We start from the raw sequence: 23,177 nt of genomic DNA on the forward strand, positions 1-23,177 counted from the left end.
ACGGGTCGGCCAGCCGAAACCCGTACCCCGCCAACCGGATAACGGCACCCGGCTCGACCACACCTGCCGCAAAGTTCAGACATGTGACCAGGTTCGTGGACTTCAATCTCAAACTGGCAGTCGTCGAAGAACTCATGTACGGCGACTCCCCCAAGCTCGCCCAGTGGTCCCTCGAGGACACGCTGCGAGCCCAGGGATTCGGCGGCGACCTCTGGGAGTACTCCGCCGACACCTATTGGGACCAGATCGTGCCCGAAGCCCGAACCTACTTCGAGAACCTCGAACTCTCCCCCGCCCTACTCGCAACAGTCGAACAACTCATCTTCGACGGAGCCTGCCAGATCTACTTCGAATGCTGCCCCCACTGAGACGGCGAAGGCCCCCAGTTCGACGTCACCACTCTCACCGACCTCCCCCTCCTCCCGAACCTCACCCGCATATTAGGAGCCGACCTGCTCGCCCCCACCTCCAGGAAACCTTGCGCACCCGAGGCATCGAGCTGATCGACTAAACTCCCCGCACCTTGATTTCGACTGCGCGACAGGCGAAATCAGTCTTCACCGGGTCGCTGGTGTCCTTGCTCCAGCTTGGAACCTGTCTGGTCGCGCACCGCGACATCCTGGCCTGACGCTGTCCATACAACAATCCCGGAATCATGCCAGGACACGTCGAAGTCCGCGTCGCCAATCATCTGTTCTACGCGATCGCTGTCATCGAACTCGACGGTGAAGACATCCCCCGGCCGCAGCCAGTACTCCTCTGCCAACGGCTAGACACAGATCGAAAACGGCTGATCCGAGTGAGGATTCGTGAATCTGATCTTGGGCACGGCGGAAGCGTATTGCAACCTATTCAGCGCTCTCACGCTCGGCCAGAAACTTGTCGAGGATGTCGTACAGAACCTCGAGCACGTGTGACTCCTGCTCGGGTGTGAGATCGTCCCCGCTGTTTGCACGGCGTGTTCGCAGGCGGTGAATGCCGCGAATTCTGTCTCGCGGCAATATGTCGGCGGGATGCCTTGCACCGCTTGCCCTTCGATCGCTGCGGCCAGTTGGTCCTCAGTCCCGCTGCGGTGACGGTGCAGCCAGCGCGGTATGCGCGGACACACCGGTCGAACCTGCGCGTGACCGGATAAGTTGGGTGTCATGTCGACTTTCATCTCCCGGTCGGTCCTGGTGACCGGCGGCAACCGCGGTATCGGTCTGGCGGTCGCACAGCGGCTGGCCGCCGACGGTCACAGGGTGGCCGTCACTCACCGGGGATCCGGTGTTCCGGAGGGCCTCCTGGGAGTGAAATGCGATGTCACCGACATGGATTCGATCGAATCGGCCTTCAGCGAAGTCGAGTCCGTTCACGGGCCGGTCGAGGTACTGGTCGCCAACGCCGGCATGGTCGACAACACGTTGCTGATGCGGATGAGCGAAGACCAGTTCACCCGGGTACTCGACGCCAACCTGACCGGTGCATGGCGCTGCGCCAAGCGAGCCAACCGGGCGATGTTGCGAGCGCGGTTCGGACGCATCATCTTTCTGGGTTCCATCGCAGGCCAATCCGGTATCCCGGGCCAAGTGAACTATGCGGCGGCCAAAGCCGGGCTGGTGGGCATGGCCCGCGCGATCACCCGCGAGATCGGGTCACGCAACATCACCGCCAATGTTGTTGCGCCCGGGTTCATCGACACCGATATGACCCAACAGGAGGTATCCGAGCAAGCGCGTGAGGCCGCACTGAAGGCCATCCCGGCAGCCCGTATCGGACGACCCGACGAGGTCGCGGCAGCCATCAGTTTCCTTGCATCCGACGAGGCCGCCTACATCAGCGGAGCGATCATTCCGGTCGACGGCGGTATGGGCATGGGGCACTGATCAACTCGCCCGACGGCATCCGGATCTGATCGACGCATCGTCGTACTCGCGCGGAGCTGTCACGCGCCCTAGGTTCGACGAGGTGGAAATCGTCACTGAATCAGCACCTTTCGCGGTGCCTTGTATCAGCTGTGGCTCCCTGACACAGTCCACACTCACCGAAGCGCTGGTAGGCGACGACCACCGGTGGGATATCGACGGGCACTGTTCGGCATGTGACGCGGTGTGGGCAGACTGCGGCTACACGCAACCAATGCCGGGCTTTCGTGATGCCATTCTGGCGGCGAACAGTACTGCTGTCCTCGAACTCGGATCGGTCGATGCGTCGGCGGCCACACTGATGCGAGCACTACGCCTGACGCGGTCCCTGTCGCTGGCACAAGCCAAAGCGCTGGCCGATGAGCTACGCACGACCGGTCTCGAAGGCACCCGCATCGAGATGCACATCATCGCGCGCCAACTCCACGCTGTGGGTGTGCACACGACAATTCGGCCTATTTGGGGTCACCCCGTCGACCGGAACAGCGACCCCAGCCCTAGAGCGACTGATGGCTCCGGTAGTCGCGACACTGCGCATCATCGGCGAGGCTGAGCGGCCAAGCGATCTCGCATTCGAGGCCTTCTCGAACTTCGGAGGGGTCGACGAAATGTCTTACGCGGCTGCCGAACTCGGCGTACCCCATGCCTGGTCTTCCGATGCCAGAAGATGCGGCGGGGACGCACTCCCCTAGAGATGTCCCAGCAGGTCTCGCCGCCGGTCGGCGCGCGCCGACCGGTTCGGTCAGCGTGGTATGTGGCAGTTGAGTGCGTTCGCCGGCGTTCCGCTGACAGGTTCCAATGGGCCTTTTCCTGCAATCCGACCGAGCATTCGTCAGATAACTGATTGTCTCCGCATGGCTTTGCAGGATTAGGCCCATTGCACGACCCTCGGCACCACAGGGCGTTCCGGCATCGGCGTTCTCGTGCCGCTACGCGTCAGATAGCGGCAGATCGACGCTGTCCGGGGACTTGTCGGGGCGGAGGCCGCGCCAGGAGGGGTGGCGTAGGCGGCCTTCGGAGGTTTGGTCGGTGAAGGTGACTTCGCCGACGAGTCGGGGTTCCACCCATACGGCGTCGGGGACGTCGGCGAGCACGGTGGCGGTGGCTCGTTGGAGGGGGGTGAGGCGGGACATGAGGTCGTCGAGGGTGGATCGGGTGAAGCCGGTGCCTACGTTGCCGAGGTAGACGAGGTCGCCGGAGGGGGTGTGGGCGGCCATGATCAGGGAGCCGATCTGGCCGGTGCGGCGGCCGCCGCCGGGTTTCCACCCGGCGATGATGACTTCGCGCGTGCGAATGTTCTTGAGCTTCGTCCACAGTGGGCTGCGGCGGCCGGGGAGGTAGGGGCTGTCGAGGCGTTTGCAGATGATGCCTTCGAGGCCCAGGCGTTCGGATTCGGCAAGGACCTCGGCTCCGGGGCCGAGCAGGCGCGGCGGTACCCGCCAGGAGCGGCCCGCTAATCCGATCTGCTCCAACAGTTCTCGGCGTTGCACGTAGGGCAGGTCGATCAGGGATCGGGTGCCGATGTGGAGTAGGTCGAAGATCAGGTAGGTGGCGGGGACGGCGTCGACCAGGCTGCGGATCTGGGCGGCGTTGCGCTGATGCATGCGTGATTGCAGCGCTTCGAAGGACGTGCGGCCGTCGGGGCTGAAGGTGACGATCTCCCCGTCGACGACGAATCCCGGAGCGACGGGACCCATTTCGGCGAATTCCGGCCAGGCGGGGGTGATGTCGTTGCCGTTGCGGGAGACGAGCCGCACCTGCTCGTCGAGGTAGCCGAGGGCGCGGATGCCGTCGAATTTGACCTCGTAGGCCCAGCGTTCGTCGTCGCCGGGCAACTGGCCCGCTGCCGCCAGCATCGGCGTATACCGGGGCAGCCCGGTCACCAACGTCTCGCCGCCATCGCCGGTCCTTCCCACGTTCGTGGAAATGCTCTGGACAACGAGACAGATAGTACCGACTGGTTGGGTTTGAATCCGCGAACCCTCCGCATCGAATCAGTCGCGGCGACCTACCGGGCAACACGCTGTCCTGCGGTTTGACGGCTTCGACGAGGGGAATCGCCGACATATGTTCATCATCATCGGGCTGATCGCACTCCTCGGCGCCGTGGCTGTCGGCGTAGCGGCGGTGCAGGCCAACAGCGGTAGCAGCCATGCGGTTCCGAACGGATTCACGGTTTTCGACCACAACTACGGCGGTTCCACCGGACTGTTGTTCGCCTACGGGATCCTGGTCGGTGTCATCGGCACCTGCGGCTTGATCCTGTTGCTGGCGGGCACCTGGACCACCTCCCGGCGTGGCATGGTGGCACGCCGCGAACTGCGGCACTCGCGGCGCGAAATGGCCGCGGCACGAAAGGAACTGACGAAACCTGGCATGGTGACCGAGCCCGCGCGTACCGTGGAGCCACCTAGCCGGCCGGTGGTTCCGATGGCGAAGGCGACGCCGAAGCGGTCGTTCTCGATGCCGACGTGGTCGCCCAACCGCTTCCTGAATCGTCCGGCGGGCCCGGCCAATCCGGAATCCGTCGCCAAATAGGGCGCTACCCGCCACCTAGGAATCCGACATGCTCGCCGTGTTCGGCCTCGCACTAGTGGATGCCGGGTGGCTCATCGCCACCCCGGCCCTCTCCAGTGTCGGCATCATCGTGCTGGTCGCGGCGTTGGTCCGCTGGCTGCTGGGCGCTCCCGCCCGGTATCTGGCGCATCCGCGCTACTGACCCGGACGATTGCCCGGCCCGCCGTGCTCCCCCACCGCACGGCGGGCCCTGCCATGTCCACGGTGAGTACGGCCGCCGCGCACCCGGTAGCGTTTCGACCATGACGGTCACGGTGCTGGTTCCCGACGACTACGGCTTCGACGCCGTGAGCAAGCTGGAGGGCGCGCGGCCGCTGCGCTACACCATCGGCGAACCCCTGCCCGCCGGAGCCGATTCGGCCGAGGTCTTCGTCCCCACCTTCCTGGCCCGCCGCGACGACGTCGTGGACCTGATGCGCTCGCTGCCGAAACTGCGACTGGTGCAGCTGCTCACCGCGGGCGCGGAGGCCTGGGTCGGCCAGATCCCCGGCGAGGTGATGCTGTCGACGGCGCGCGGCGCGCACGGAGCCAGCACCGCCGAGTGGGCGATCACCGGCCTGCTTGCGGTGTATCGCGAGTTCACCGGTTTCGCGGTGGCGCAGCGTGAGCACCGCTGGACCCAGCACCGCACGGATACCTTGCACGGCAAGCGAATTCTGATCATCGGCGCGGGCGATCTGGCCACCGAGTTGCAGCGCATGCTGATCCCGTTCGACACCACCGTCGCCCTGGTCGGCACCACGGCTCGCGACGGCGTGCACGGCAGCGATGAAATCCCCGCTCTGCTACCGCATTTCGATGCCGTCGTACTGATGGTCCCGGTCACCGCCGACACCATCGGCATGGTCGACAGCACGTTCCTGGCCCGCATGCCCGACGACGCCATCCTGGTGAACGCGGCCCGCGGCCCCGTGGTCCGCACCGACGACCTGCTCAGCGAACTGCGATCCGGCCGTCTGCGCGCGATCCTCGACGTCACCGACCCCGAACCCCTGCCCGCAGCGCACCCGCTCTGGGATGCTCCCGGCCTGCTGCTCACCCCGCACGTGGGCGGCAGCAGCAGCGGAAACGTGCAGCGCGGCTGGGCGATCGCCACCGGCGAGATCGCCCGCTACCTCGCCGGACAGCCTCCGGAGAACCTGGTCCGCGGCGAATACTGATCCCCCGCAACCGATTCCACCCGCTACAGGGTGTCCTTCCCGATCGGCCGGTTGATCCCCCGCCACTCCCGCTCCCAGCGGGAATGGCGTCGAGAATCCAGCACCGTACTGGTGAACCACACCGATGCCGCTGCCGCACACCAGGTTTCGACCAGCACCGCCAACCCGGTCCCGACCCCCTCGGCCGCAGCCGCCCCCGGCCGCGCCGGAGCCAACACCGGCTGCCCATCCTTCCCGATCCACAGCGACACCCGGGCCCCGGCCGCCTGCGGCCCCGGAACCTCGACGGTCGCGGTCTGCGCATGCCCGTCGAAGGTCCAATGCACCGCAGCCTGATACCGATCCTGATACGCCCCGTACTTGTCCCCGTCGGGCACCCGCGTCGCATCCGCCGTCTCGGTAGCACTCACCTGCGTCTTCCCCACATCCTGTGCTGCGATCCGGGTAACCGCCCCCGTATAACTCACGGTCCCCACCGCCCCCGCCACCGGCACCGCAGCAACCGCCACGACAACGGCCAACGCCCGCAACACCACTTCCACTCGATCCGAGGCCCGCATCAACGGATTCGGATTCCACGGCCGCACCCGCCACAGGCGCCCCGCCAATATAGGTCGCATCGACACCTGGACCGCCTCTCTCCACGGCGTCGCCATTCCGCTTACTCGGTAGCTGTACCCAGACTGATACGCCTCGAACCCGGTGAAAGTCAAGGTCAGCGCACCGGATGTCCACTACGGCCTCCAGATTCACACTTTGCTCACGTTTTGAGGGCCCGCAGCGTCTCCATTGCGACTACGTTGTCCCGTGCTGGACGGGTGTACCGTACTTCGACTGCTGCGCCCGAGTGACGAAAAAGCCGTACAGCGCTTCACGTTCGGACAGCCGTAGTGCCCGCTGCCGTCCACCACGCGCGGACGGATTCGATACCGGCAGCATCGGGCTGTGTTCGAACGGCCTGTTCAGTACATCGCACATCGAATCCGAGCGGTCCGGTCTGCACGCGCTCTCGAAGTGTCGACTGAAAGCGGTTGCCTTCCAGTCGATTCGGACGACAGGCGTGATGTGGTCAGGAGCATGTCGAAGATAGGCCCCACCAGTTCCCATAACCGAGTCAGCGACCTCGAACCGGTTGACGAATCCCGACACCGCCGTGATACTTAGGTTTGTGCCTAAGTATCACGGCGAGCTCGACTCGGTGCTCCGCGCTCTCGCGGATCCGACGCGCCGAGCCATCGTCGAGCGGTTGGCGAAGTCACCGGCTGTCGTATCCGAGCTGGCGGCACCGTTCTCGATGGCGTTGCCGTCATTGATGCAGCATCTGCGCGTCCTCGAGAGCGCGGGGCTGGTGACGTCACACAAGCTCGGACGCGTTCGCACTGTGAGCCTGCGACCGGGCGCGTTCGATGTCCTGCACCTGTGGCTCGGCGAATTACGAACTCCCGCAGAACAGCAAGCCGACCGGCTCGGCATCCACCTGACCCGCACCACTTCGAAGGAGACCTGAAATATGACCCGCGTTCGCATCAACTTGTTCGTCTCGCTGGACGGCTTCACCTCGGCGACCGACAACTCCCCCGACAATCCGATGGGTGAGGACTGGGGGCGTCTCGCGGCGGGCCACATCGCCACCCGCACGTTCCGCGAGCGGGTGTTCGGCGACACCAGCGGCGCCGGCACGACCGGCGTCGACGACCGCGCCACCGCCGCGTTCTTCGAGGGAGTCGGAGCCGAGATCATGGGCGCGGGCATGTTCGGTCTGCACGCGTTTCCCGGCGACCCGGAATGGAAGGGTTGGTGGGGTGATCGGCCGCCGTTCGGCACGCCGGTCTATGTCCTCACCAACACACTGCGACGCCAAGATTGGTCGAAACCGGCCCCTCCGGGTGGATACCCGTACCAGGTGGTCCCGCGGCCGTCGATCCCGATGGAGGGCGGGACGACATTCCACTTCCGCAGCGGCGCAATCGAAGACGTACTCGCCGAGGCGACCGATGCCGCGGGCGGTCTGGACGTGCGCGTCGGCGGTGGCGTCGGCACCGCGCGGGCCTTCCTGCGCGCGGGCCTGGTCGACGACTTGCACCTCATGGTCGCCCCGATCATCCTCGGCCGCGGAACTGGGCTGTGGGACGATCTCGGCGGTCTCGACCTCACCCACAAGGTGACGTCAGAAGTGGGCGAGAGCGGCACGATCCACGTCACCTTCACCCGTTAGGACAGGCGAATGACCACCGAACGCCGACTCGCCCGCGCCGAGTTCACCCTGACCCGCGGCTACCCGGTTCCCGTTGAGCGCGTCTGGGGCGCGTTCGCTGAAGAGCAGCAAAAGTTGGCCTGGTGGGGCGGCGGCGATGCTATGGAGCCCGGCGAGTGGGTCTTCGACTTCCGTATCGGCGGCCGCGATATCGCCGAGGGGAAGTTCCACGACGGCCCGGTGTCGCGGTACGAGGCCACCTACACCGATATCGTCGAGCACCTCCGCATCGTCACGACGTACGACATGTGGATCGACGGAGCTCACATGTCAACGTCGGTGGCCTCGCTGGAATTCGAGCCGAGCGCGGAGGGCACTCGGTTCACCCACACCGAGCACGGCGTCTTCTTCGACCAGTTCTGGGCCGACGGGCCCAACCGCGAGCAAGGAACCCGGGGACTTGTCGATGCCTTGGGCAACTACCTTCGATGACGACTCAGTGAGCTTCAGATCCGAGTCTGCGAACTCGCGCTGGCAGCAACGAATATCCGCTCACGCCGCATACCGCGCTGATCCGAGTGGCCATCGCGGCGCGGCGGAAGATCAACCAGCCGTGTCGACCTCAGCGCCGCGAATTGTCCCCTCATGCCTCCCGACCGACGGCCCGGATGGGAGGCGCAATGGACCTATTGCCCGATTGCCAATAGCTCCCTTACCATCCAGCGATGCTCCTCGTCGACAAGCACGATGCCGTTCTGACCCTCACCCTCGATCGGCCCGAATCGCGAAATGCCTTGTCCCCGCAGCTGATCGCGGAGATTCAGCGGCAGATCGCCGCCGCCGACTCCGACCCCGACGTCGCCGTCGTCGTGCTGACCGGCACCGACCCGGCCTTCTGCGCCGGCGTCGACCTCCGAGTGATCGGTGCCGAAGGCGGCTGGGACAATATGGGCGCTAGCGCTTCCGGCGCGGGCGATGCCCCGGCCGGACACCCGTGGCCGCCGATCAGCAAGCCGATCATCGGCGCGATCAACGGTGCCGCGGTGACCGGCGGACTCGAACTCGCGCTGGCCTGTGACGTCCTCATCGCCTCGGAGCGCGCCCGCTTCGCCGACACCCACGCTCGCGTCGGCGTCATGCCCCTGTGGGGTCTGACCGCCCGGCTGCCCGAAGCCGTCGGTTTCGGGTTCGCACGCCGAATGAGCTTGTCGGGCAACTTCATCGACGCGCCAACCGCGCTCGCGCACGGACTGGTCACCGAGGTCGTCGCCCATGACGACCTACTGCCCACCGCCCACCGGCTCGCCGCCGACATCGCGTCGAACAACCGAGCAGCCGTCACCACCTTGCTGGGTTCCTATCGCAGGGTTCAAGACCACGTCCTCGCATCGCAGGCCGAGATCGAGGCGGCGACCGCTGCGGCCTGGCTGTCCAGCGATGCCGGGCAGCACGTCGCCGAGGACGCACAGGCGGTCATCAACCGCGGACGAGCACAGCTGCATTGATCCGCCAAGCTGGGAAGTCTGCGAAACGAGACCTGCTGCCGCCACTACGTTGCCCGCTGCTGGACGTGCGCACCCTCCGGGTCGATGTAATTCACGGTATCGACCGTGAACGCTCGAGTCGGCTTCGCAAAGCACTCGACGCGAGGCGACCCCTCCGGTCCTTGATCATCCTCGGTGTGGATCGTGTGCCGATGCCTTTCGGCCACGCAGTAGACATCGGTGTGGGTCACCAACACTGGGATATCGTCCGGCCCCAGATGGTCGGCACAAGGAAGAAACACGGCATCAACGTCGTCGCGAAGGATGGAGTTGAGGACCCGGACGTAGTTGCCCTCACGGTGAGTGTCCGCGAAAAGCGTTGCATACCAGCAGAACCCCAGCGCAGCCGCTTGACGCTCCATGTCATCCTCATGCTGCCGGACATCCTCACCCGACACCTCTCGCAGAATGAATCCGATCGCTCGCACCTCAATCCCCCTTACCGATAACCGCATCGCCGATCACAACTTTGTTCAGAGTGCTCAGCGGATCAACGATCACCACGGCGGCCACCTCGAGCAATTCCGCTGGAACGACCCTGTTCTCGAAGTGGTCCAGGTTCGGCACGATCACTGCGCCGACCCCCATCCGTTCGCAGACGACCCGCAGCCGATGCATCGGTCGATCAGTCTTGCCGCTGAACGCGACGGTCTTTCGAAGGTCATAACCCGTACGCTTCGCCGTCCCGAGGATCCGCGATTCGTCGCGCGACTGACGGAGGCCCGACACATCGGTGCGCAGATACCCGATCGCGGATGGCAGCAGCCCCATAGTCAACACCTCCGACCCGTCGGTACGTAGGCGTGCGGCACCTCGGAAGCGAGTCGTGTCTGAATGTCGTTGACCGTCAGCCGTTTCGGCTGATCGCGTCGATCCGAGCTCGGCAGCGAGACCAGCGCGGTGCCGAGTAGGGCCAGCGCGGTGAGTGCGATCGCACCGATGATTCCCATGTCGGGTGTTCTCCATGTCTCTGGAATAGTGTTGGAGTGCACCCGACGCCGGGGGCCAGGCGGCTACGGCCGGGCGTCGCGTGCATATTCAACGTTGCTGCTCAGGGCATTCCGAAAGAAGTGACCGGGGGTGTACTCCACGAGTACTCTTCGGTGCATCGACCGGTACAGGGGAACCGATGAGCGTTTGCGTGCGGTGGACAGGCGTCGAGACAAAGGCATTCCGCGATGCGCTGCGAATGGCACAGGAACCCTTTGCGGCATTTGTCGGTGTCTCCTGCGATGCCGTCAAGAAGTGGGAGCGCCGCCTTGACGACATCACGCTGAGTCCCAACTACGCTCGGCGATTGGATGACAAGCTGTCGGCTGCGGATCCCGCTGTCGTCGAGCGGTTCTGGGCAATCCTGCACGAGCCGACCATCGCCGAATCCGAATCACTGGCGCCGGTGAGTGGGCGGGCCAACGCGAAGTTCGATGACGACGATTGCCTGGTGGTATCGGCCCGCGCGCTCACCGGCGAGATGGTGCTCGTCGCCGTACCTCGTCGGACATTCGTCCTCGGGATCGGTGCGGGCGCGGTCAGTGCAGTCATGTCCGGCGCGCTGCCGAGCACGCCACGGAACCCACTCGCGGCGATGTTCGCCGATGCCTCGATCGACCATGTCAATCACTTCGACAAGCTTCGGATGTCGCTCATCGAATCCGACAACCTGTACGGCTCAGCGCAGACCCTTCCGCATGTACTCAGTGCGCTCGATCTGCTCGGCCAACTCAAGCAAGCAAAGGTCGGCGATCCTCACGGAATCCTGCGTATGCAGGCAATGTTCGCGGAAACGGCAGCCTGGCAGTGCCAAGACCAGCGCAATTTCGTCAGCGCCGGGTACTGGGCAGCGCAGGCTCTGCAGCTGTCTCACCGCCTGGCCGACGACTATTTCATCGGTTTGTCGCTGGTGCGCCTGAGCCAGCTGGCGTGCGACCAAGGGGACGCGGGCGAGGCCGAGGAACTCGCTAGCGCGGCCCGACGCAGCGCACCACAGGACTCGCTGTTCTCGGCAGCGGCACTCACGTTCCGCGCGCACGCCCAAGCCCTCGAAGGCGACCAAACAGGCAGCGCCCGCGCCTACGACAACGCACGAAAAATCGTTTCCGTTGCACCCGACGATCCGAAATGGGGCATGTTTCTCGACCACTCGTACGTCGATGCCTATCAGGCCCACACCCGTGCCGAGACCGGCGACTACGTCGGCGCGACAACACAATTCGTGGAGGCTTTGGCCCAGATGCAGCCGAACTATCCCCGTGACAGGGGCGTGTACCTAGCTCGCGCGGCAGTCGCCTACATGGCAGCTGGACAGATCGAACCAGCCGCGATCGCGGGACGCCGCGCACTCGAAATCGGCATGGGCACAAGATCAGCCCGCATCCTGCACAAGGTCCGGCAACTCTCGGGCATGATCGACCCTGCCAGCACACAAACAGGTGTCGCCGAATTCCGCGACGCCGTCACCGCGTGGGAGGAACAGAGTTGGCCCGACCGTACGTAGTGCTCTCGGTCGCTGTGAGCCTCGACGGCTACATCGACGACACGATCCCCGAGCGCCTCTACCTGTCCAACGATCGAGATTTCGACGGCGTCGATGCGCTTCGCGCCGACTGCGACGCCATCCTCATCGGTGCCGAGACTGTTCGCCGCGACGATCCGCGGCTTTGGCTGCGCAGTGAACAACGGCGGGCGGCGCGGGTCGCCGCGGGCAAACCCGCGAACCTCGTCAAGGTGACGGTGACCCGCTCCGGCGACCTGGACCCGGCTGCGAAGATGTTCCACCAATTCATCGAGGCCGGAAAACCATTGGTGTACACCACGATCGAGGGCAGGGAGAAGCTCGGCGACCAGCTCGACGCGGTTGCCGCGGTCACTGCGATCACGGACACGGATTTCTGGGGGACCTTGCTCGACGACCTCGGCCACCGTGGCATCGAGCGGCTGATCGTCGAGGGCGGCACACAAATACACACCGCGTTCCTGTCGGCCGGTCTGGCAGACGAGCTGCGCTACGCGGTCGCACCGTTGCTGATCGGGCAGGCCGACGCCCCACGGTTCGTCCAGCCGGCCGATTTCCCCGGCGGCTCACGACGGCGGCTCGAATTCGTCGACGCGACTGTGCTCGATGACGTTGTCGTACTGCGATATCTGCCGAAGAGCACCCGCTCAATACCGACTGGTCAATCCGTCACCAGGTGAGACGGCGCCCCCAATGTCACCGATTTCGGTGCATACCACCCGAATCGGATCAACCTCGTTGACTGCCGGGAGAACCACGAGCAACCTTGGTACATGCCATCATCTGATGAGGACAGGTAGCTCGAGGAACTCACCGACCGGCTTGCCATCCGGTTCCCGGCAATCGGTACCTGGACCATCACCACGATCGTGAACGACACCCATCACGGCTTCGAGGGCCACCCGGTCCGAGACTTCATTCCACTGCTGGTCGAGCGGGCAGCCACGCGGCGACTCGTCTCAGCCGTCCGCTGAACCGCTGAACCACCCGGTTCCCCCCGCCCCCATCCAGCGAGTGCAATTTTCGAACGGGAGGAAAACTCTGGGTTGACAGTCCATGGTTCAATGGTTGACGCCGGATGCCGGTCCCGCCGTTGCGTCCCCCGTCGATGCGAGAATCATGTACGAGGACCCCGAAATAGCCCAGGCGCGAAACTTCGTGCGCGAGTTGACAATGCACGCCCAAGCCGTGCTCCGTCGCCGAGACGCTCAGCCAGTTGCAGCGGAGTCGGCCCGGCACAACGCCGAACTGGCTGCTGTCCGCCGCCAGATCGACCAGCTTCACGAGCGGTTCCCCACCCTGCGAACCGAAGGATCCGCCGCCACCGCCTGACAGCGGGCGGCACCAGCTATTTTCGCTTGCGTTGCTGCGGGAATCGCGTCTCGATCTTGTCGATGTTCTTGTGCACGGAGTTCAATTCCGCGGTCAAGCGCCGCCGGCCCTGCACATTCTTCTTCGAAAGTTGCTGCGAAATCCAGGTGGCGCGTATTTCCAGCTCGATGAGGAACATCCGGCCCTGAGCGGCCTCAGGATCCTCACCCACGGTCAAGTCGCATTATCAAGAACTTTCGATTCGATTCGGACAGTATGTCGTGTTCGACCGATCGAAGACGTTGGCGATAAAGGCTTCCTATGCCGTAATCGGTAGCTCTGCGACGATCGACCGGAGTCGGCTATCGTGCTCGAATAGACTGCCGCGCAGCCGGTTTCAGCGACAAAGTCGAATCCCGCAATACTCGGCCGTCTTTCACCTAGCATTTGCTGCGCGGCCGGTGAGACATCCCGTTGCCGCGATCGCGACTTCCAGCTACACGACAACGTGGGACGACCGGGAGTGTTCGGTGACCGACACCTTCGCAACACGGCTCAATGAACAGGCCTTCAGGTGGGAGCGAGAGAACTTTCAGCGACTCACGAACAAGGAGCTATCGGACTGGCTGGCGGAATCGGGGTGCGAAGTGTCCAAAACCTATCTGTCGCAACTGCGGTCCGGGGCCCGGACCAATCCCTCGACCAGACTGATGGAACATCTGGTCGGGTTCTTCGGTGTGGCTCCGGACTACTTCACCGCCCCGCGAGCGAACTCCCCCGACCGCGACAACGCCGTCGTCGATCGAATCGACATGCGGCCATTGCGACGTCTCGCCCGAACGGCGGTCGAGTTGTCGCCCGAGTCGCTCGAGTACCTGATCGCGGTCGCGGATCGGTTCCGTGTGGCCGAGGGATGCCTGCCGACCGAACACTCGGCCGAACTCTGATCGAGGTAGTCGCGGCTCATCCAGGTCAGGTCAATCGGCTTCGACCGCTTCACGCAGTGCGCGAAATTCTGAGGCGAGGCCGTCAAGCGTGTAGTGCGCGTTGAGTCCGCTGGGGTTGGGCAGCACCCACACCGCGGTGTCGCCGATCCCCTCGGTCTGCGGGCCGATGGTGGTGCGCGGACGACCGAATGCCGTGCGGTAGGCGCCGATACCGAGTACGGCCAGCACTCGGGGCCGATACCGCTCGACACGTTCGACCAAAGCGCGTCCGCCGACGCGCAATTCATCGGCGGTCAACTCCTCGGCCTTCGCGGTCGTGCGTGCGGCCACATTCGTGATCCCCAAGCCGAGCCCGAGCAGTTCCTGCTGCTCACTGGGTGCCAGTAGGCGCGGGGTGAAGTCGGACCGATGCAATGCGGGCCAGAACCGATTTCCGGGACGAGCAAAGTGAATTCCGGTGGCCCCGGACCACAGTCCCGGGTTGATTCCACAGAACAACACACGCAACCCGGGCCCGATCAAATCGGGAATGGTCTTGTCCTGCGCGGCGGCCAGATCCGCGGGCGACGGCCGAGCTGACGAACGAGAACCCATCCCCTCAGTCTGCCGCCTGGCCAGCCGATGACCTCGCGTGGGGGCTCGTGCTGTGGCCATGATCGCTCGCGTCGCCTGAGCACCTGCGTTCAGTTGGAGCGAAAGACGCGGCGAATCACGGCTGGATGCCGAATCAATTTGCGCCCCAGGACGATTGCCAGCAACGTCGAACCCAGCCAGGGGCGAAGGTGTGGAGTCATACGTCGGATGCGGCCATCGTCGGCGTGCTCGATCAGCACGGCGTCGCCGATACGCACTCCCGCGACGCGAGCTGCCGCGACGGTGACCGATATGCCGTCGCCGCCGACTCGATGCCGCCAGGTCAACCCGGACAGCGCGGGCAGCAGAGCCGAGAACAGCACACGCAGATCGTCGTGACCGCGAAATACGGCCCGCCCGAACAGCGGCGAGACCAGTTCGGCGTCCGACGCCAGAGTCTCGATCACCGCGTCGACATCACCCGCCTCCGTCGCAGCGCAGAACTGAGCAATCACGTCAGCTTCCATCATGGCAATCCCCCTCAACAATCTACTACGCAGTGTAGTTGCATTCGATCAGGGAGACCAGCTGCGCCGCTTCCACCCGACACCGACGCGCTCACCACGCCCAGTGCACGTGGGGCGCACCACCGGTCCGGCGATGCGCCCCACGATCATGTTGCGGATCAACGGATTTCCGGTACCACCCGCTCCCGCTGGTGGCCGCTACCCTTCGACATCAGCAACGCGGTGGCGGCCGCGCCCAGTGCCGCGATCACGATCCCGGTCAGGACATTGGTCCACGACACCGAACCCGGGTGCTGGTCGACGATCCACGGTGCGAGCAGTACCCACACACCGATCGGTACCAGGACCCAGCTCGGATCGTGTCGTCTGTCCCGCACGAGTGTGAGCGCCAGTCCCAGGATCGCTACCGCGACGCCGAGGACCAGGTTCTGGATGACCACTCGGGGCGCGTCGGCGTATCCGCGCACCACCCACGGGGAGATGGCGGTGAACAGCCCGGCGAGCACCACCAGTCCGTCGACCATTCGCGCCGGTGTGCCGCCGTGTCTTTCGCCATCGAGATCATCAGTGGCCGAGGACCGCTGAGACGTGGCCTGATGCATATAGTTGGCCATTTCATCGTCCTTCTGCTTCTTGTACTTCGCTGCGACCGAGTCACCCGGGGCGTCTGTATTGAGCCACTGATCGGGCGAACCGATCGCTTCGCTGTTACCCCGGCGGACAACCTTCAACCGTGTCGGCGCGACGCGAACCGGGCGTATTCCGTTGCCGGTCAGCAGCTTCCGCATGCTCGCCGAGATTCGGTCGAGTCGAACCGGTTGTTCCGATCCGGGCGGGGTATGTGCGGGATGTCCGACCGGCGCCGAGCCAGGCGCACACCGTCGATGTGGACGGGGACTCGAAGACGAGGGCCACGTGTGAGTCGGACCATCATCGAGCCGGGCGGCTGCCCGGCGGCCGAAAGCGAGTCGTCCATGCTCGAAATCTCTCCGCCTGTCTCCGAAGAGGTCGCGCGACAGGCGCTGTCACGGCTCGAGTTCGCGGACGCGATATTGCGAGCCGCGGCCGGTCCGGAGCGAATCGGCGCGGTTGTCGACCAGGTGGTGCGGCGACATCTGGAGGCGTGCTCGCTCGAGTTCGGGCCGCGGGGGCTGCTCGCGGTCGATGCGGTTGTGCGAGCCGAGGATTCGATGGTGTCGCCCGACCCGGACGACCATCGCACCTTCATGGTCGAGATTCCGTTGCTGATCCGGTTCGAGGCACGGCTGGTCGGGCTGACCGCTCGGTACCTCGCCGGTGTGCACCTGACAGTACGCCTGACTCTGGACCTGACGCGGCCCTGCGTGCTCGTGGTGCGCCTGCACCCCGTCCGCGCCGAGGACCTGACCGTTCGGGTGAAGGGCCTCAACACGTTCGGCCGTATCACGATTCGTGTAGTGCCCCTCGCCGCACTGCTGGCCACCACGATCGCCACGCGGGCCGACGCGTTGTTCACCGACCCGAGGCTGACCGATTCGACACGGATCGATGTCCTGGATCTGATCGAACGGGCCTGGGACGCCGGGTTGGTCGGTCGGGTCATACCTGCTCCGGCAGCCTCATGACGGTCCCTGCCGCGTCTCGCGAGACTGTGCCGCTGCCAGGCGGCCCTCGTCATGCCTAGACACAGTTCGCCCAGCGATTCGCTGCGCAGGGCACACGAGGCCCTGCTGTTCGCCCTGCATCACAGTGACGACCGACTGGACGCGGTCGCGCGGGTGGCCCGCATCTGTGTCGAGCTGCTGCCGGTCGACGGCGCGTCGGTGTCGCTGATCTTCGGCCCGGATCGTCGCGAAACTCTTTTCGCCAGTAATGAAGTCGTGGCCGGGATCGAGGCGCTGCAGTTCGGGCTCGGCGAAGGGCCGTGCTTCGAGGCGGCCCGGCTGCGCAGTCCGGTGCTGATCAGCGATCTGCGCGCCACCACCGTCACCGCCTGGCCGATCTTCGCCGCCGAGGCGGCCGATCGGCCGATCGGCGCGATCTTCGCCTTCCCCCTGATGAACGGCGAGATCAGTGTCGGCGCACTGGATCTCTATCGCACCGCCCCGGGCCGACTGTCCACCACCGATGTCGCCATCGCGATGCAGGTCGCCGCCATCGTGACCGTGGCGCTGCTGGGGGAACGCGCGGACGACCAGACCACCTGGTGGACCGACGTGCCGTTCAACCGCGCGCATATCCATCAGGCGACCGGAATGGTGAGCGCCGCATCCCATCTCACCGCGCCGGACGCGCTGGCACGGCTGCGCAGCTACGCCTACGCCACCGGACGCCTGCTCGACGACGTCGCGGACGATCTGGTCACGCGCCGGGTGGATCCCGTCGACCTCGACCGACCGTGAACCACGAGACGGGGAGAAACGGAGACTTCACCATGCCCGATACGCCGCAACCGAATCCCACCGGGGAATCCAGACTGCTCGACGCGTTCGCGCAGATGGCGGACGTCCTCGTCGACGACTACGACACCGCCGACGTCCTGCACGTCCTGGTCACCCAATGTGTTCTCCTGCTCGACACCGCCGCCGCCGGAATCCTGATGGCCGATCAGCACGGCGGGATGCAGATGCTGGCCTCTTCGAACGAGCAGGCCGCCACGTTGGAGCTCTACCAGCTGCAGGCCCACGAGGGTCCATGCTGGGACACGGTACGGTGCGGCGAACCGGTCTTCGTCGCCGATCTCGGCACCACGGCCGATCGCTGGCCCAGGTTCGTCCCGCGCGCACTGGCCGCGGGATTCGTCTCCGTGCACACCATCCCGCTGCGCCTGCGCCAGGAGGTCATCGGGGCGTTGAACATCTTCGGTCGTGAACCGAAAGCCTTGTCGGAACGAGACATTCAAGCCGCTACCGCCCTGGCCGACATCGCGACGATCGGAATCCTGCAGGAGCGAGCGATCGGCCGCAGCGTGGAGCTCACCGATCAACTGCAGCGCGCACTGGTCAACCGCGTCACCATCGAGCAGGCGAAAGGGATTCTCGCGCAAGCCGGCAACCTCGACATGAACCAGGCCTTCCAGGCGTTGCGCGCCTACGGACGGCGGCGCAGCACCCGGCTCACCGATGTCGCCTACCAGCTCACCACCGGAGCCATCTGGCCCGACACCATCCTCACCGACAACAACTACAGCGATTCGCAATGACCGCTGCGCATCCGGAGCTCACCGCACGGTTGCCCGGATCGCGAGCAGCGCGGTGTCGTCGCTGGCGAAGCCGCCGTGATACTCGGCCAGGACCGTGGCGAGCCGATCGACGGTCGCAGCCGCGTCCAGGCCGTGGGTTTCGCCGAGGGCGCGGGCCAAGGCATCCTCGTCGAAGATCGGTCTCGGCGGCCGCGGACCGTCCGGGTCCGGGCGGGCTTCACAGGCACCATCGGTGTAGAGCAGCAACAGATCTCCCGGACCGAGCCGGAACCGGACATCGTCCAATTCGACGCGCTCGAATACCCCGAGCAGCATGCCCGATGCGCCCAACTGCTGGACTCTGCCGTCGGCGCGGCGCAGCAGCGCGGGCGGATGCCCGGCCAAGCACACCCGCCCGGCGATACCCGCCTGAGTGGTACGAAAGGTCACCTGCACGGCGGTGAGGAACCGGGGCGCGCGCTGAGCGAGCATCGCGGTGTTGAGCCGGTCCAGCACCACCGCCGGTGAGAGGTGTTCACCGGCGTCGGCGCGCAGCGTGTAGCGGGCCAGCGCGGTCACCTTCGCGGCGTCGGTCCCCTTGCCGCACACATCGCCGAGCACCGCGGTCCACCACGGCCCGCGCGCCTGGAACAGGTCGTAGAAGTCGCCGACCACCGACACCTCGCCCGAAGCGGGCAGGTACCGCGCGGCGCTGTCCACACCGGGCACCGGCCGCAGCACCGGCGGCAAGAGACTCTCCTGCAAGCTGCGAGCCAGCTCCGCGGACTGCGTCAGCGCGTCCTGGGCGACTCGCAATGCCACCCGCGCGGTTTCGAGCGAGACGCGATGATTGACCTCGTTGGACACCGCCCGGGTCAGCAATGCGAGGGTGTCGAGATCCTCGGCCTTCCAGGCCCGCGGCGCCGCGTCGATGACGCACATGCTCCCGATCGCGTACCCGTCGGGACTCTCGATCGGGAATCCCGCCCACGCCCCCACGCCCCACGGACCGATCGCGGGATGCCCGGCGGTGCGGGGATCGTCGGCGGCGTCCTCGACGATGAACGGCCCGCCCATCCCCACCGGGAAGTAGCAGAAGCTCTCCCCCACCGCGTTCTGCCACGCCTCGAAACCCCCGAATGGCAAGTGCGGCACCGACTTCCAAAATGTGCGATGCTCTCCGACGAACGTGATCGCGGCGATCCCGCAGCCGGTCACCGAGGCAGCCAGCCGCGCCAGATCATCGAACACCCGCTCGGGCCCACTCCCGATCTGGCCACTGGCCGCGAGCGCCGCGAGCCGCACCGGGTCCGACAACACCGCCGGCAGCCCATCGGCCCGCACACCCTCGGGATACACCGCTGCTCCCCTCGATTCGCCCGTACATCCGCTTTCGACTCTACCCAGCGCGGGCATCCTCGATCGGTTGAAAGCCGGGCGGGTGGGTAGCCGCCCGGGATGACCGACGCGATGACAACACGACCGCACCCGACCCTGCCGGAGGGCATGGGCGAACTCGATCGCCGCGCGATCGACACCGTGCGGGTGCTCGCGATGGACGCCGTGCAGAGGACCGGCAACGGGCATCCCGGCACCGCGATGAGCATGGCCCCCACCGCGTATCTGCTGTTCCAGAAGTGGCTGCGGCACGATCCGGGCGATCCGAACTGGACGGGCCGCGATCGGTTCGTCCTGTCGATGGGGCATTCCAGCCTCACCCTGTACATCCAGCTGTATCTCAGCGGATACGGCCTGCAGCTCGCGGATCTGCAGGCTTTGCGGACGTGGGGTTCGCAGACACCGGGCCACCCGGAGGTCAACCACACGCCGGGCGTGGAGACGACGACCGGGCCGCTGGGACAGGGCGTCGGCAATGCCGTCGGCATGGCGATGGCCGCCCGCCGCGAACGCGGCCTGCTCGACCCCGACGCGCCGCCGGGCCGCAGCGTATTCGACCACACGATCTGGGTTTTCGCCTCCGACGGCGACCTCGAGGAAGGTCTCAGCGGCGAGGCGTCGTCGCTGGCGGGCACCCAGGAGCTCGGCAATCTGGTCCTGATCTACGACGCCAACCGGATCTCGATCGAGGACGACACCGATATCGCGTTCACCGAGGACGTCGGCATGCGCTATCAGGCCTACGGCTGGCATGTGCAGCACGTCGAGGACGGCGAGGACCTGGCCGGGGTCGACCGCGCACTGGACGCCGCCCGCGCGCAACCGGGCCGTCCCTCGATCATCGTGCTGCACACCATCATCGGCTGGCCCGCGCCGAACAAGCAGAACACCGGCGCGGCCCACGGGTCTGCGCTCGGCGAGGACGAGGTGCGGGCGACCAAGCGCATCCTCGGCTTCGATCCCGACCGGACCTTCGACGTGGACCTCGAGGTGCTCGCACACGCCCGCCGGGTCGGCGAGCGGGGCCGCGACCTGCATACCCGCTGGCAACGCAGCTTCGACGCATGGCAAGACGAGAACCCCGGTGGCAGAACACTTTTGGAGCGGATGTCCACCCGCTCCCTGCCGCCGGGCTGGGCGGACGCGCTGCCGACCTGGGACGCCGATCCCGAGGGCGTGGCCACCCGTGCGGCCTCCGGGGCGGTCCTCGCGGCGCTGTATCCTGCCCTGCCCGAACTGTGGGGCGGTTCGGCCGACCTCGCCGAGAGCAACAGCACCGCGGTGCCGGGCGCGCCCTCGTTCCTGCCGTCGAATCGCCAGACCAAGAAGTGGTCGGGCGGACCCTACGGGCGCACACTGCATTTCGGGGTCCGCGAGCACGCCATGGGCGCGGTCATGAACGGCATCGCGCTGCACGGCGGCACCCGCGTATACGGCGGCACCTTCCTCACCTTCAGCGACTACATGCGTGGCGCGGTCCGCCTGGCCGCCGTGATGCAGCTTCCCGTCATCTATGTGTGGACACACGATTCCATCGGGCTCGGCGAGGACGGGCCCACCCATCAACCGGTCGAGCACTACGCCGCCTTGCGGGCCATCCCCGGCCTGGACTTCGTCCGTCCCGCGGACGCGAACGAGACCGCCGTGGCGTGGCGAACCATCCTCCAGCACAATGACCGTCCCGCCGGACTAGCGCTGTCGCGGCAGCCGCTGCCCGTCCTGGACCGCACCGAATTCGCGTCCGCGGCGGGCACCGCCCGGGGTGGCTATGTGCTGGCCGAGGCCACCGGCGGCCTCCCCGAACTCATCCTGATGGCCACCGGCTCCGAGGTCCGGATCATCATCGACGCCCGCGCCGTGCTCGAGGCCGAAGGCATTGCCACGAGGGCGGTTTCACTGCCGTGCTGGGAATGGTTCGCCGCCCAGGACCCGGGCTACCGCGCGCGGGTGCTGCCGCCCACGGTACGCGCCCGGGTGAGCATCGAGGCCGGTGTGCCGATGGGCTGGCGCGAGTTCGTCGGCGACGCCGGACGCATAGTTGGCCTGAACCACTTCGGCGCCAGCGCGCCCTACACCACGCTCTACCAGAATTTCGGTCTCACCACCGACGCGGTCGTCGCCGCGGCCCGCGAAAGCCTCACCGCGGCAAGGGCAAAGCCGCTCGCCCCGACCGGCCCCGACGGCGCCGGCGTCCTGCGCACTCCCACCGGCGATCGCTGATCCTGGCCAGGACAGGCCGTTTGGGAGTCGGGGCACCGGGTAGCCGCGAGTCGTGTCGCGCCGAGAGCGGCATCAGCCGAGCAGGCAGGGCAGTGTGGCCCTAACGATCGGGTCCACGGACCGGAGAGAAGGCAGTCACCATGAGTACCGTCACCGCTTCCACCGATGTCAAGGCACCCATTCGGATCGTCTACAACCAGTGGACACAGTTCGAGTCCTTCCCGGAATTCATGAGCGGCGTCGAGCAGGTGAAGCAACTCGACGACACCCACACGCACTGGAAGGTCAAGGTCGGTCCGGTGGAACGCGAATTCGACGCCACCATCACCGAACAGCACCCCGACGAGCGCGTCGCCTGGCGTTCCGACAGCGGACCCGAGCACGCCGGTGTGGTCACCTTCCACCGGATCGACGACGAGACCACCCGGGTCACCACCCAGATGGATGTCGATCCCGAAGGCTTCCTCGAGAATGTCGGCGACAAACTCGGATTCCTCGACCACCGCGTCAAGGGCGACCTCGAGCGGTTCAAGACCTTCATCGAGGACCGCTCGCACGAGACCGGCAGCTGGCGCGGAGACGTTCCCCGCCCCGGGCAGTAATCGTCAGACGTCAATCCCGCCCGCCGGAGCGGCACGCGCCGCTCCGGCGGGCGGGTGCGGTCGGAACTGACAGCGAAACACCTTGCTAGCGGCCGTAATTCAGCGCGATTCGGGCCGGGCGATACGGGTATGGCGGCCAGACCAGTCCAGGCCGATGTCGAGGAGTACCAGCCGTGCACCCCCTGCTGTCCCCCACCACCCTCCCGCGACTACATCTCGACCAGCCGCAAGACTCCCCACTGCGCGGCATCGTTCTATGGTTCGACGCGGCAAAGGGTTTCGGGTTCATCGCGCCCGAAGCGCTGCCAGAGCGCACCGTCTTCGTCGAGCATTCCTGTATCGACCAGCCCGGCTACCGCACGCTCACCGAGCACCAGGCCGTCATGTTCACCTTCGAACGGGACGCGCATGGCGCACACGCCACCTGGGTGCGCCCTCGATAGCCGTTCGCGCTGCCGCCCCGGCAACAACCCGCGTCCCGCCGAGCTGTCACTGTTGAGCGGGTTTGCGTGGGTGGCCGCGGCGGCTGGTCGAGACACCAGCGCACC

General features: G+C 66.1%; 30 protein-coding genes and 1 pseudogene. 20 read left to right on the top strand and 11 right to left on the bottom strand.

The window, feature by feature from the left end; genetic code table 11:
* The first annotated feature begins 83 nt into the window (after positions 1 to 83).
* Positions 84 to 368, top strand: coding sequence for a DUF6892 domain-containing protein (locus OG300_RS16030; RefSeq protein WP_405496661.1), 285 nt, complete (start codon positions 84 to 86; stop codon positions 366 to 368).
* Positions 369 to 550: 182 nt separating this feature from the next.
* Here OG300_RS16030 and OG300_RS16035 read toward each other — a convergent pair whose 3' ends face one another.
* Positions 551 to 766, bottom strand: coding sequence for a hypothetical protein (locus tag OG300_RS16035; RefSeq protein WP_405496663.1), 216 nt, complete (start codon positions 764 to 766; stop codon positions 551 to 553).
* A gap of 379 nt (positions 767 to 1,145) precedes the next feature.
* Between OG300_RS16035 and fabG1 the strand changes: the two genes are divergently transcribed.
* Together fabG1 and OG300_RS16045 are read left to right on the top strand one after the other, a co-directional pair.
* Positions 1,146 to 1,865: a 3-oxoacyl-ACP reductase FabG1 gene (gene fabG1 / locus OG300_RS16040; RefSeq protein ID WP_405496665.1), complete on the top strand. Its 720-nt coding sequence runs from the start codon at positions 1,146 to 1,148 to the stop codon at positions 1,863 to 1,865.
* 82 nt (positions 1,866 to 1,947) lie between these two features.
* A complete protein-coding gene (locus OG300_RS16045) occupies positions 1,948 to 2,457 on the top strand; it encodes a hypothetical protein (RefSeq protein ID WP_405496667.1) in 510 nt (169 codons plus the stop codon).
* 376 nt (positions 2,458 to 2,833) lie between these two features.
* Here OG300_RS16045 and ligD read toward each other — a convergent pair whose 3' ends face one another.
* The gene (ligD, locus tag OG300_RS16050; RefSeq protein ID WP_405496669.1) at positions 2,834 to 3,820 is read right to left on the bottom strand and encodes a non-homologous end-joining DNA ligase; all 987 of its coding nucleotides are present in this window, start codon (positions 3,818 to 3,820) and stop codon (positions 2,834 to 2,836) included.
* Between the two features lie 151 nt (positions 3,821 to 3,971).
* Between ligD and OG300_RS16055 the strand changes: the two genes are divergently transcribed.
* From OG300_RS16055 to OG300_RS16065, 3 genes are all read left to right on the top strand, one after another.
* The gene (locus tag OG300_RS16055; RefSeq protein ID WP_405496671.1) at positions 3,972 to 4,442 is read left to right on the top strand and encodes a hypothetical protein; all 471 of its coding nucleotides are present in this window, start codon (positions 3,972 to 3,974) and stop codon (positions 4,440 to 4,442) included.
* A gap of 28 nt (positions 4,443 to 4,470) precedes the next feature.
* Complete coding sequence (locus tag OG300_RS16060; RefSeq protein WP_405496673.1) at positions 4,471 to 4,623, top strand: hypothetical protein; 153 nt, start codon at positions 4,471 to 4,473, stop codon at positions 4,621 to 4,623.
* Between the two features lie 100 nt (positions 4,624 to 4,723).
* The gene (locus tag OG300_RS16065) at positions 4,724 to 5,641 is read left to right on the top strand and encodes a 2-hydroxyacid dehydrogenase (RefSeq protein WP_405496675.1); all 918 of its coding nucleotides are present in this window, start codon (positions 4,724 to 4,726) and stop codon (positions 5,639 to 5,641) included.
* Between the two features lie 23 nt (positions 5,642 to 5,664).
* Here OG300_RS16065 and OG300_RS16070 read toward each other — a convergent pair whose 3' ends face one another.
* Positions 5,665 to 6,261: a hypothetical protein gene (locus tag OG300_RS16070; protein WP_405496677.1), complete on the bottom strand. Its 597-nt coding sequence runs from the start codon at positions 6,259 to 6,261 to the stop codon at positions 5,665 to 5,667.
* A gap of 548 nt (positions 6,262 to 6,809) precedes the next feature.
* Between OG300_RS16070 and OG300_RS16075 the strand changes: the two genes are divergently transcribed.
* The 4 genes from OG300_RS16075 to OG300_RS16090 all read left to right on the top strand — a co-directional run bounded on the left by OG300_RS16075 (position 6,810) and on the right by OG300_RS16090 (position 9,340).
* Positions 6,810 to 7,148 (top strand): ArsR/SmtB family transcription factor, encoded by a 339-nt coding sequence (locus OG300_RS16075; RefSeq protein ID WP_405496679.1) that lies wholly within the window; start codon positions 6,810 to 6,812, stop codon positions 7,146 to 7,148.
* A 3-nt stretch (positions 7,149 to 7,151) separates the two neighbouring features.
* Positions 7,152 to 7,856, top strand: a complete 705-nt coding sequence (locus tag OG300_RS16080) for a dihydrofolate reductase family protein (RefSeq protein ID WP_405496681.1) — start codon at positions 7,152 to 7,154, stop codon at positions 7,854 to 7,856.
* A 9-nt stretch (positions 7,857 to 7,865) separates the two neighbouring features.
* The gene (locus OG300_RS16085; protein WP_405496683.1) at positions 7,866 to 8,327 is read left to right on the top strand and encodes an SRPBCC domain-containing protein; all 462 of its coding nucleotides are present in this window, start codon (positions 7,866 to 7,868) and stop codon (positions 8,325 to 8,327) included.
* Positions 8,328 to 8,560: 233 nt separating this feature from the next.
* Positions 8,561 to 9,340, top strand: coding sequence for an enoyl-CoA hydratase (locus OG300_RS16090; protein WP_405496685.1), 780 nt, complete (start codon positions 8,561 to 8,563; stop codon positions 9,338 to 9,340).
* Positions 9,341 to 9,384: 44 nt separating this feature from the next.
* Here the strand turns inward: OG300_RS16090 and OG300_RS16095 are convergent, their stop codons facing one another.
* From OG300_RS16095 to OG300_RS16105, 3 genes are read right to left on the bottom strand one after another with little or no spacing between them, the layout of a single operon-like run.
* Positions 9,385 to 9,807, bottom strand: a complete 423-nt coding sequence (locus tag OG300_RS16095; RefSeq protein WP_405496687.1) for a hypothetical protein — start codon at positions 9,805 to 9,807, stop codon at positions 9,385 to 9,387.
* 1 nt (position 9,808) lies between these two features.
* Positions 9,809 to 10,150 (bottom strand): hypothetical protein, encoded by a 342-nt coding sequence (locus OG300_RS16100; RefSeq protein ID WP_405496689.1) that lies wholly within the window; start codon positions 10,148 to 10,150, stop codon positions 9,809 to 9,811.
* Positions 10,151 to 10,152: 2 nt separating this feature from the next.
* Positions 10,153 to 10,329, bottom strand: coding sequence for a hypothetical protein (locus OG300_RS16105; RefSeq protein ID WP_405496691.1), 177 nt, complete (start codon positions 10,327 to 10,329; stop codon positions 10,153 to 10,155).
* 179 nt (positions 10,330 to 10,508) lie between these two features.
* Between OG300_RS16105 and OG300_RS16110 the strand changes: the two genes are divergently transcribed.
* From OG300_RS16110 to OG300_RS16120, 3 genes and pseudogenes are all read left to right on the top strand, one after another.
* On the top strand, positions 10,509 to 11,873 hold the full coding sequence (locus OG300_RS16110; protein ID WP_405496693.1) for a hypothetical protein: 1,365 nt from the start codon (positions 10,509 to 10,511) through the stop codon (positions 11,871 to 11,873).
* Complete coding sequence (locus OG300_RS16115) at positions 11,855 to 12,571, top strand: RibD family protein (protein ID WP_405496695.1); 717 nt, start codon at positions 11,855 to 11,857, stop codon at positions 12,569 to 12,571. The genes OG300_RS16110 and OG300_RS16115 overlap by 19 nt, the downstream gene beginning before the upstream one ends.
* 132 nt (positions 12,572 to 12,703) lie before the next feature.
* Positions 12,704 to 12,865: pseudogene (locus OG300_RS16120) on the top strand (three-helix bundle dimerization domain-containing protein); the annotation flags it as partial.
* A gap of 374 nt (positions 12,866 to 13,239) precedes the next feature.
* Here the strand turns inward: OG300_RS16120 and OG300_RS16125 are convergent.
* On the bottom strand, positions 13,240 to 13,440 hold the full coding sequence (locus tag OG300_RS16125) for a hypothetical protein (protein ID WP_405496697.1): 201 nt from the start codon (positions 13,438 to 13,440) through the stop codon (positions 13,240 to 13,242).
* A gap of 409 nt (positions 13,441 to 13,849) precedes the next feature.
* On the opposite strand from OG300_RS16125, the gene OG300_RS16130 reads away from it, so the two are divergent.
* A complete protein-coding gene (locus OG300_RS16130) occupies positions 13,850 to 14,149 on the top strand; it encodes a hypothetical protein (RefSeq protein WP_405496699.1) in 300 nt (99 codons plus the stop codon).
* Positions 14,150 to 14,179: 30 nt separating this feature from the next.
* Here OG300_RS16130 and mug read toward each other — a convergent pair whose 3' ends face one another.
* The 3 genes from mug to OG300_RS16145 form a co-directional block, all read right to left on the bottom strand.
* Positions 14,180 to 14,743 (bottom strand): G/U mismatch-specific DNA glycosylase, encoded by a 564-nt coding sequence (mug, locus tag OG300_RS16135; protein ID WP_405496701.1) that lies wholly within the window; start codon positions 14,741 to 14,743, stop codon positions 14,180 to 14,182.
* 89 nt (positions 14,744 to 14,832) lie between these two features.
* The gene (locus tag OG300_RS16140) at positions 14,833 to 15,252 is read right to left on the bottom strand and encodes a nuclear transport factor 2 family protein (protein ID WP_405496703.1); all 420 of its coding nucleotides are present in this window, start codon (positions 15,250 to 15,252) and stop codon (positions 14,833 to 14,835) included.
* A gap of 155 nt (positions 15,253 to 15,407) precedes the next feature.
* Positions 15,408 to 15,863 (bottom strand): SPW repeat protein, encoded by a 456-nt coding sequence (locus OG300_RS16145; RefSeq protein ID WP_405496705.1) that lies wholly within the window; start codon positions 15,861 to 15,863, stop codon positions 15,408 to 15,410.
* 303 nt (positions 15,864 to 16,166) lie between these two features.
* On the opposite strand from OG300_RS16145, the gene OG300_RS16150 reads away from it, so the two are divergent.
* From OG300_RS16150 to OG300_RS16160, 3 genes are read left to right on the top strand one after another with little or no spacing between them, the layout of a single operon-like run.
* Positions 16,167 to 16,853: a hypothetical protein gene (locus OG300_RS16150; RefSeq protein ID WP_405496707.1), complete on the top strand. Its 687-nt coding sequence runs from the start codon at positions 16,167 to 16,169 to the stop codon at positions 16,851 to 16,853.
* A 51-nt stretch (positions 16,854 to 16,904) separates the two neighbouring features.
* The gene (locus OG300_RS16155) at positions 16,905 to 17,630 is read left to right on the top strand and encodes a GAF and ANTAR domain-containing protein (RefSeq protein ID WP_405496709.1); all 726 of its coding nucleotides are present in this window, start codon (positions 16,905 to 16,907) and stop codon (positions 17,628 to 17,630) included.
* Between the two features lie 32 nt (positions 17,631 to 17,662).
* Complete coding sequence (locus tag OG300_RS16160) at positions 17,663 to 18,430, top strand: GAF domain-containing protein (protein WP_405496711.1); 768 nt, start codon at positions 17,663 to 17,665, stop codon at positions 18,428 to 18,430.
* Positions 18,431 to 18,448: 18 nt separating this feature from the next.
* On the opposite strand, the gene OG300_RS16165 is transcribed toward OG300_RS16160, so the two are convergent.
* Positions 18,449 to 19,768 (bottom strand): SpoIIE family protein phosphatase, encoded by a 1,320-nt coding sequence (locus OG300_RS16165; protein WP_405496713.1) that lies wholly within the window; start codon positions 19,766 to 19,768, stop codon positions 18,449 to 18,451.
* 99 nt (positions 19,769 to 19,867) lie between these two features.
* Here OG300_RS16165 and tkt point away from each other — a divergent pair, with 99 nt between their 5' ends.
* The 3 genes from tkt (at position 19,868) to OG300_RS16180 (ending at position 23,072) form a co-directional block, all read left to right on the top strand.
* Positions 19,868 to 22,027 carry a transketolase gene (tkt, locus tag OG300_RS16170; protein WP_405496715.1) on the top strand — a complete coding sequence of 720 codons (2,160 nt, stop codon included), beginning with the start codon at positions 19,868 to 19,870 and terminating at the stop codon, positions 22,025 to 22,027.
* A 140-nt stretch (positions 22,028 to 22,167) separates the two neighbouring features.
* Positions 22,168 to 22,629 (top strand): SRPBCC family protein, encoded by a 462-nt coding sequence (locus OG300_RS16175; RefSeq protein WP_405496717.1) that lies wholly within the window; start codon positions 22,168 to 22,170, stop codon positions 22,627 to 22,629.
* A gap of 173 nt (positions 22,630 to 22,802) precedes the next feature.
* Positions 22,803 to 23,072 carry a cold-shock protein gene (locus OG300_RS16180; RefSeq protein ID WP_405496719.1) on the top strand — a complete coding sequence of 90 codons (270 nt, stop codon included), beginning with the start codon at positions 22,803 to 22,805 and terminating at the stop codon, positions 23,070 to 23,072.
* The last annotated feature ends 105 nt before the right edge of the window (positions 23,073 to 23,177 follow it).

The sequence above is a fragment of the Nocardia sp. NBC_00511 genome (genome assembly GCF_045161165.1).
Lineage (GTDB): Bacteria > Actinomycetota > Actinomycetes > Mycobacteriales > Mycobacteriaceae > Nocardia.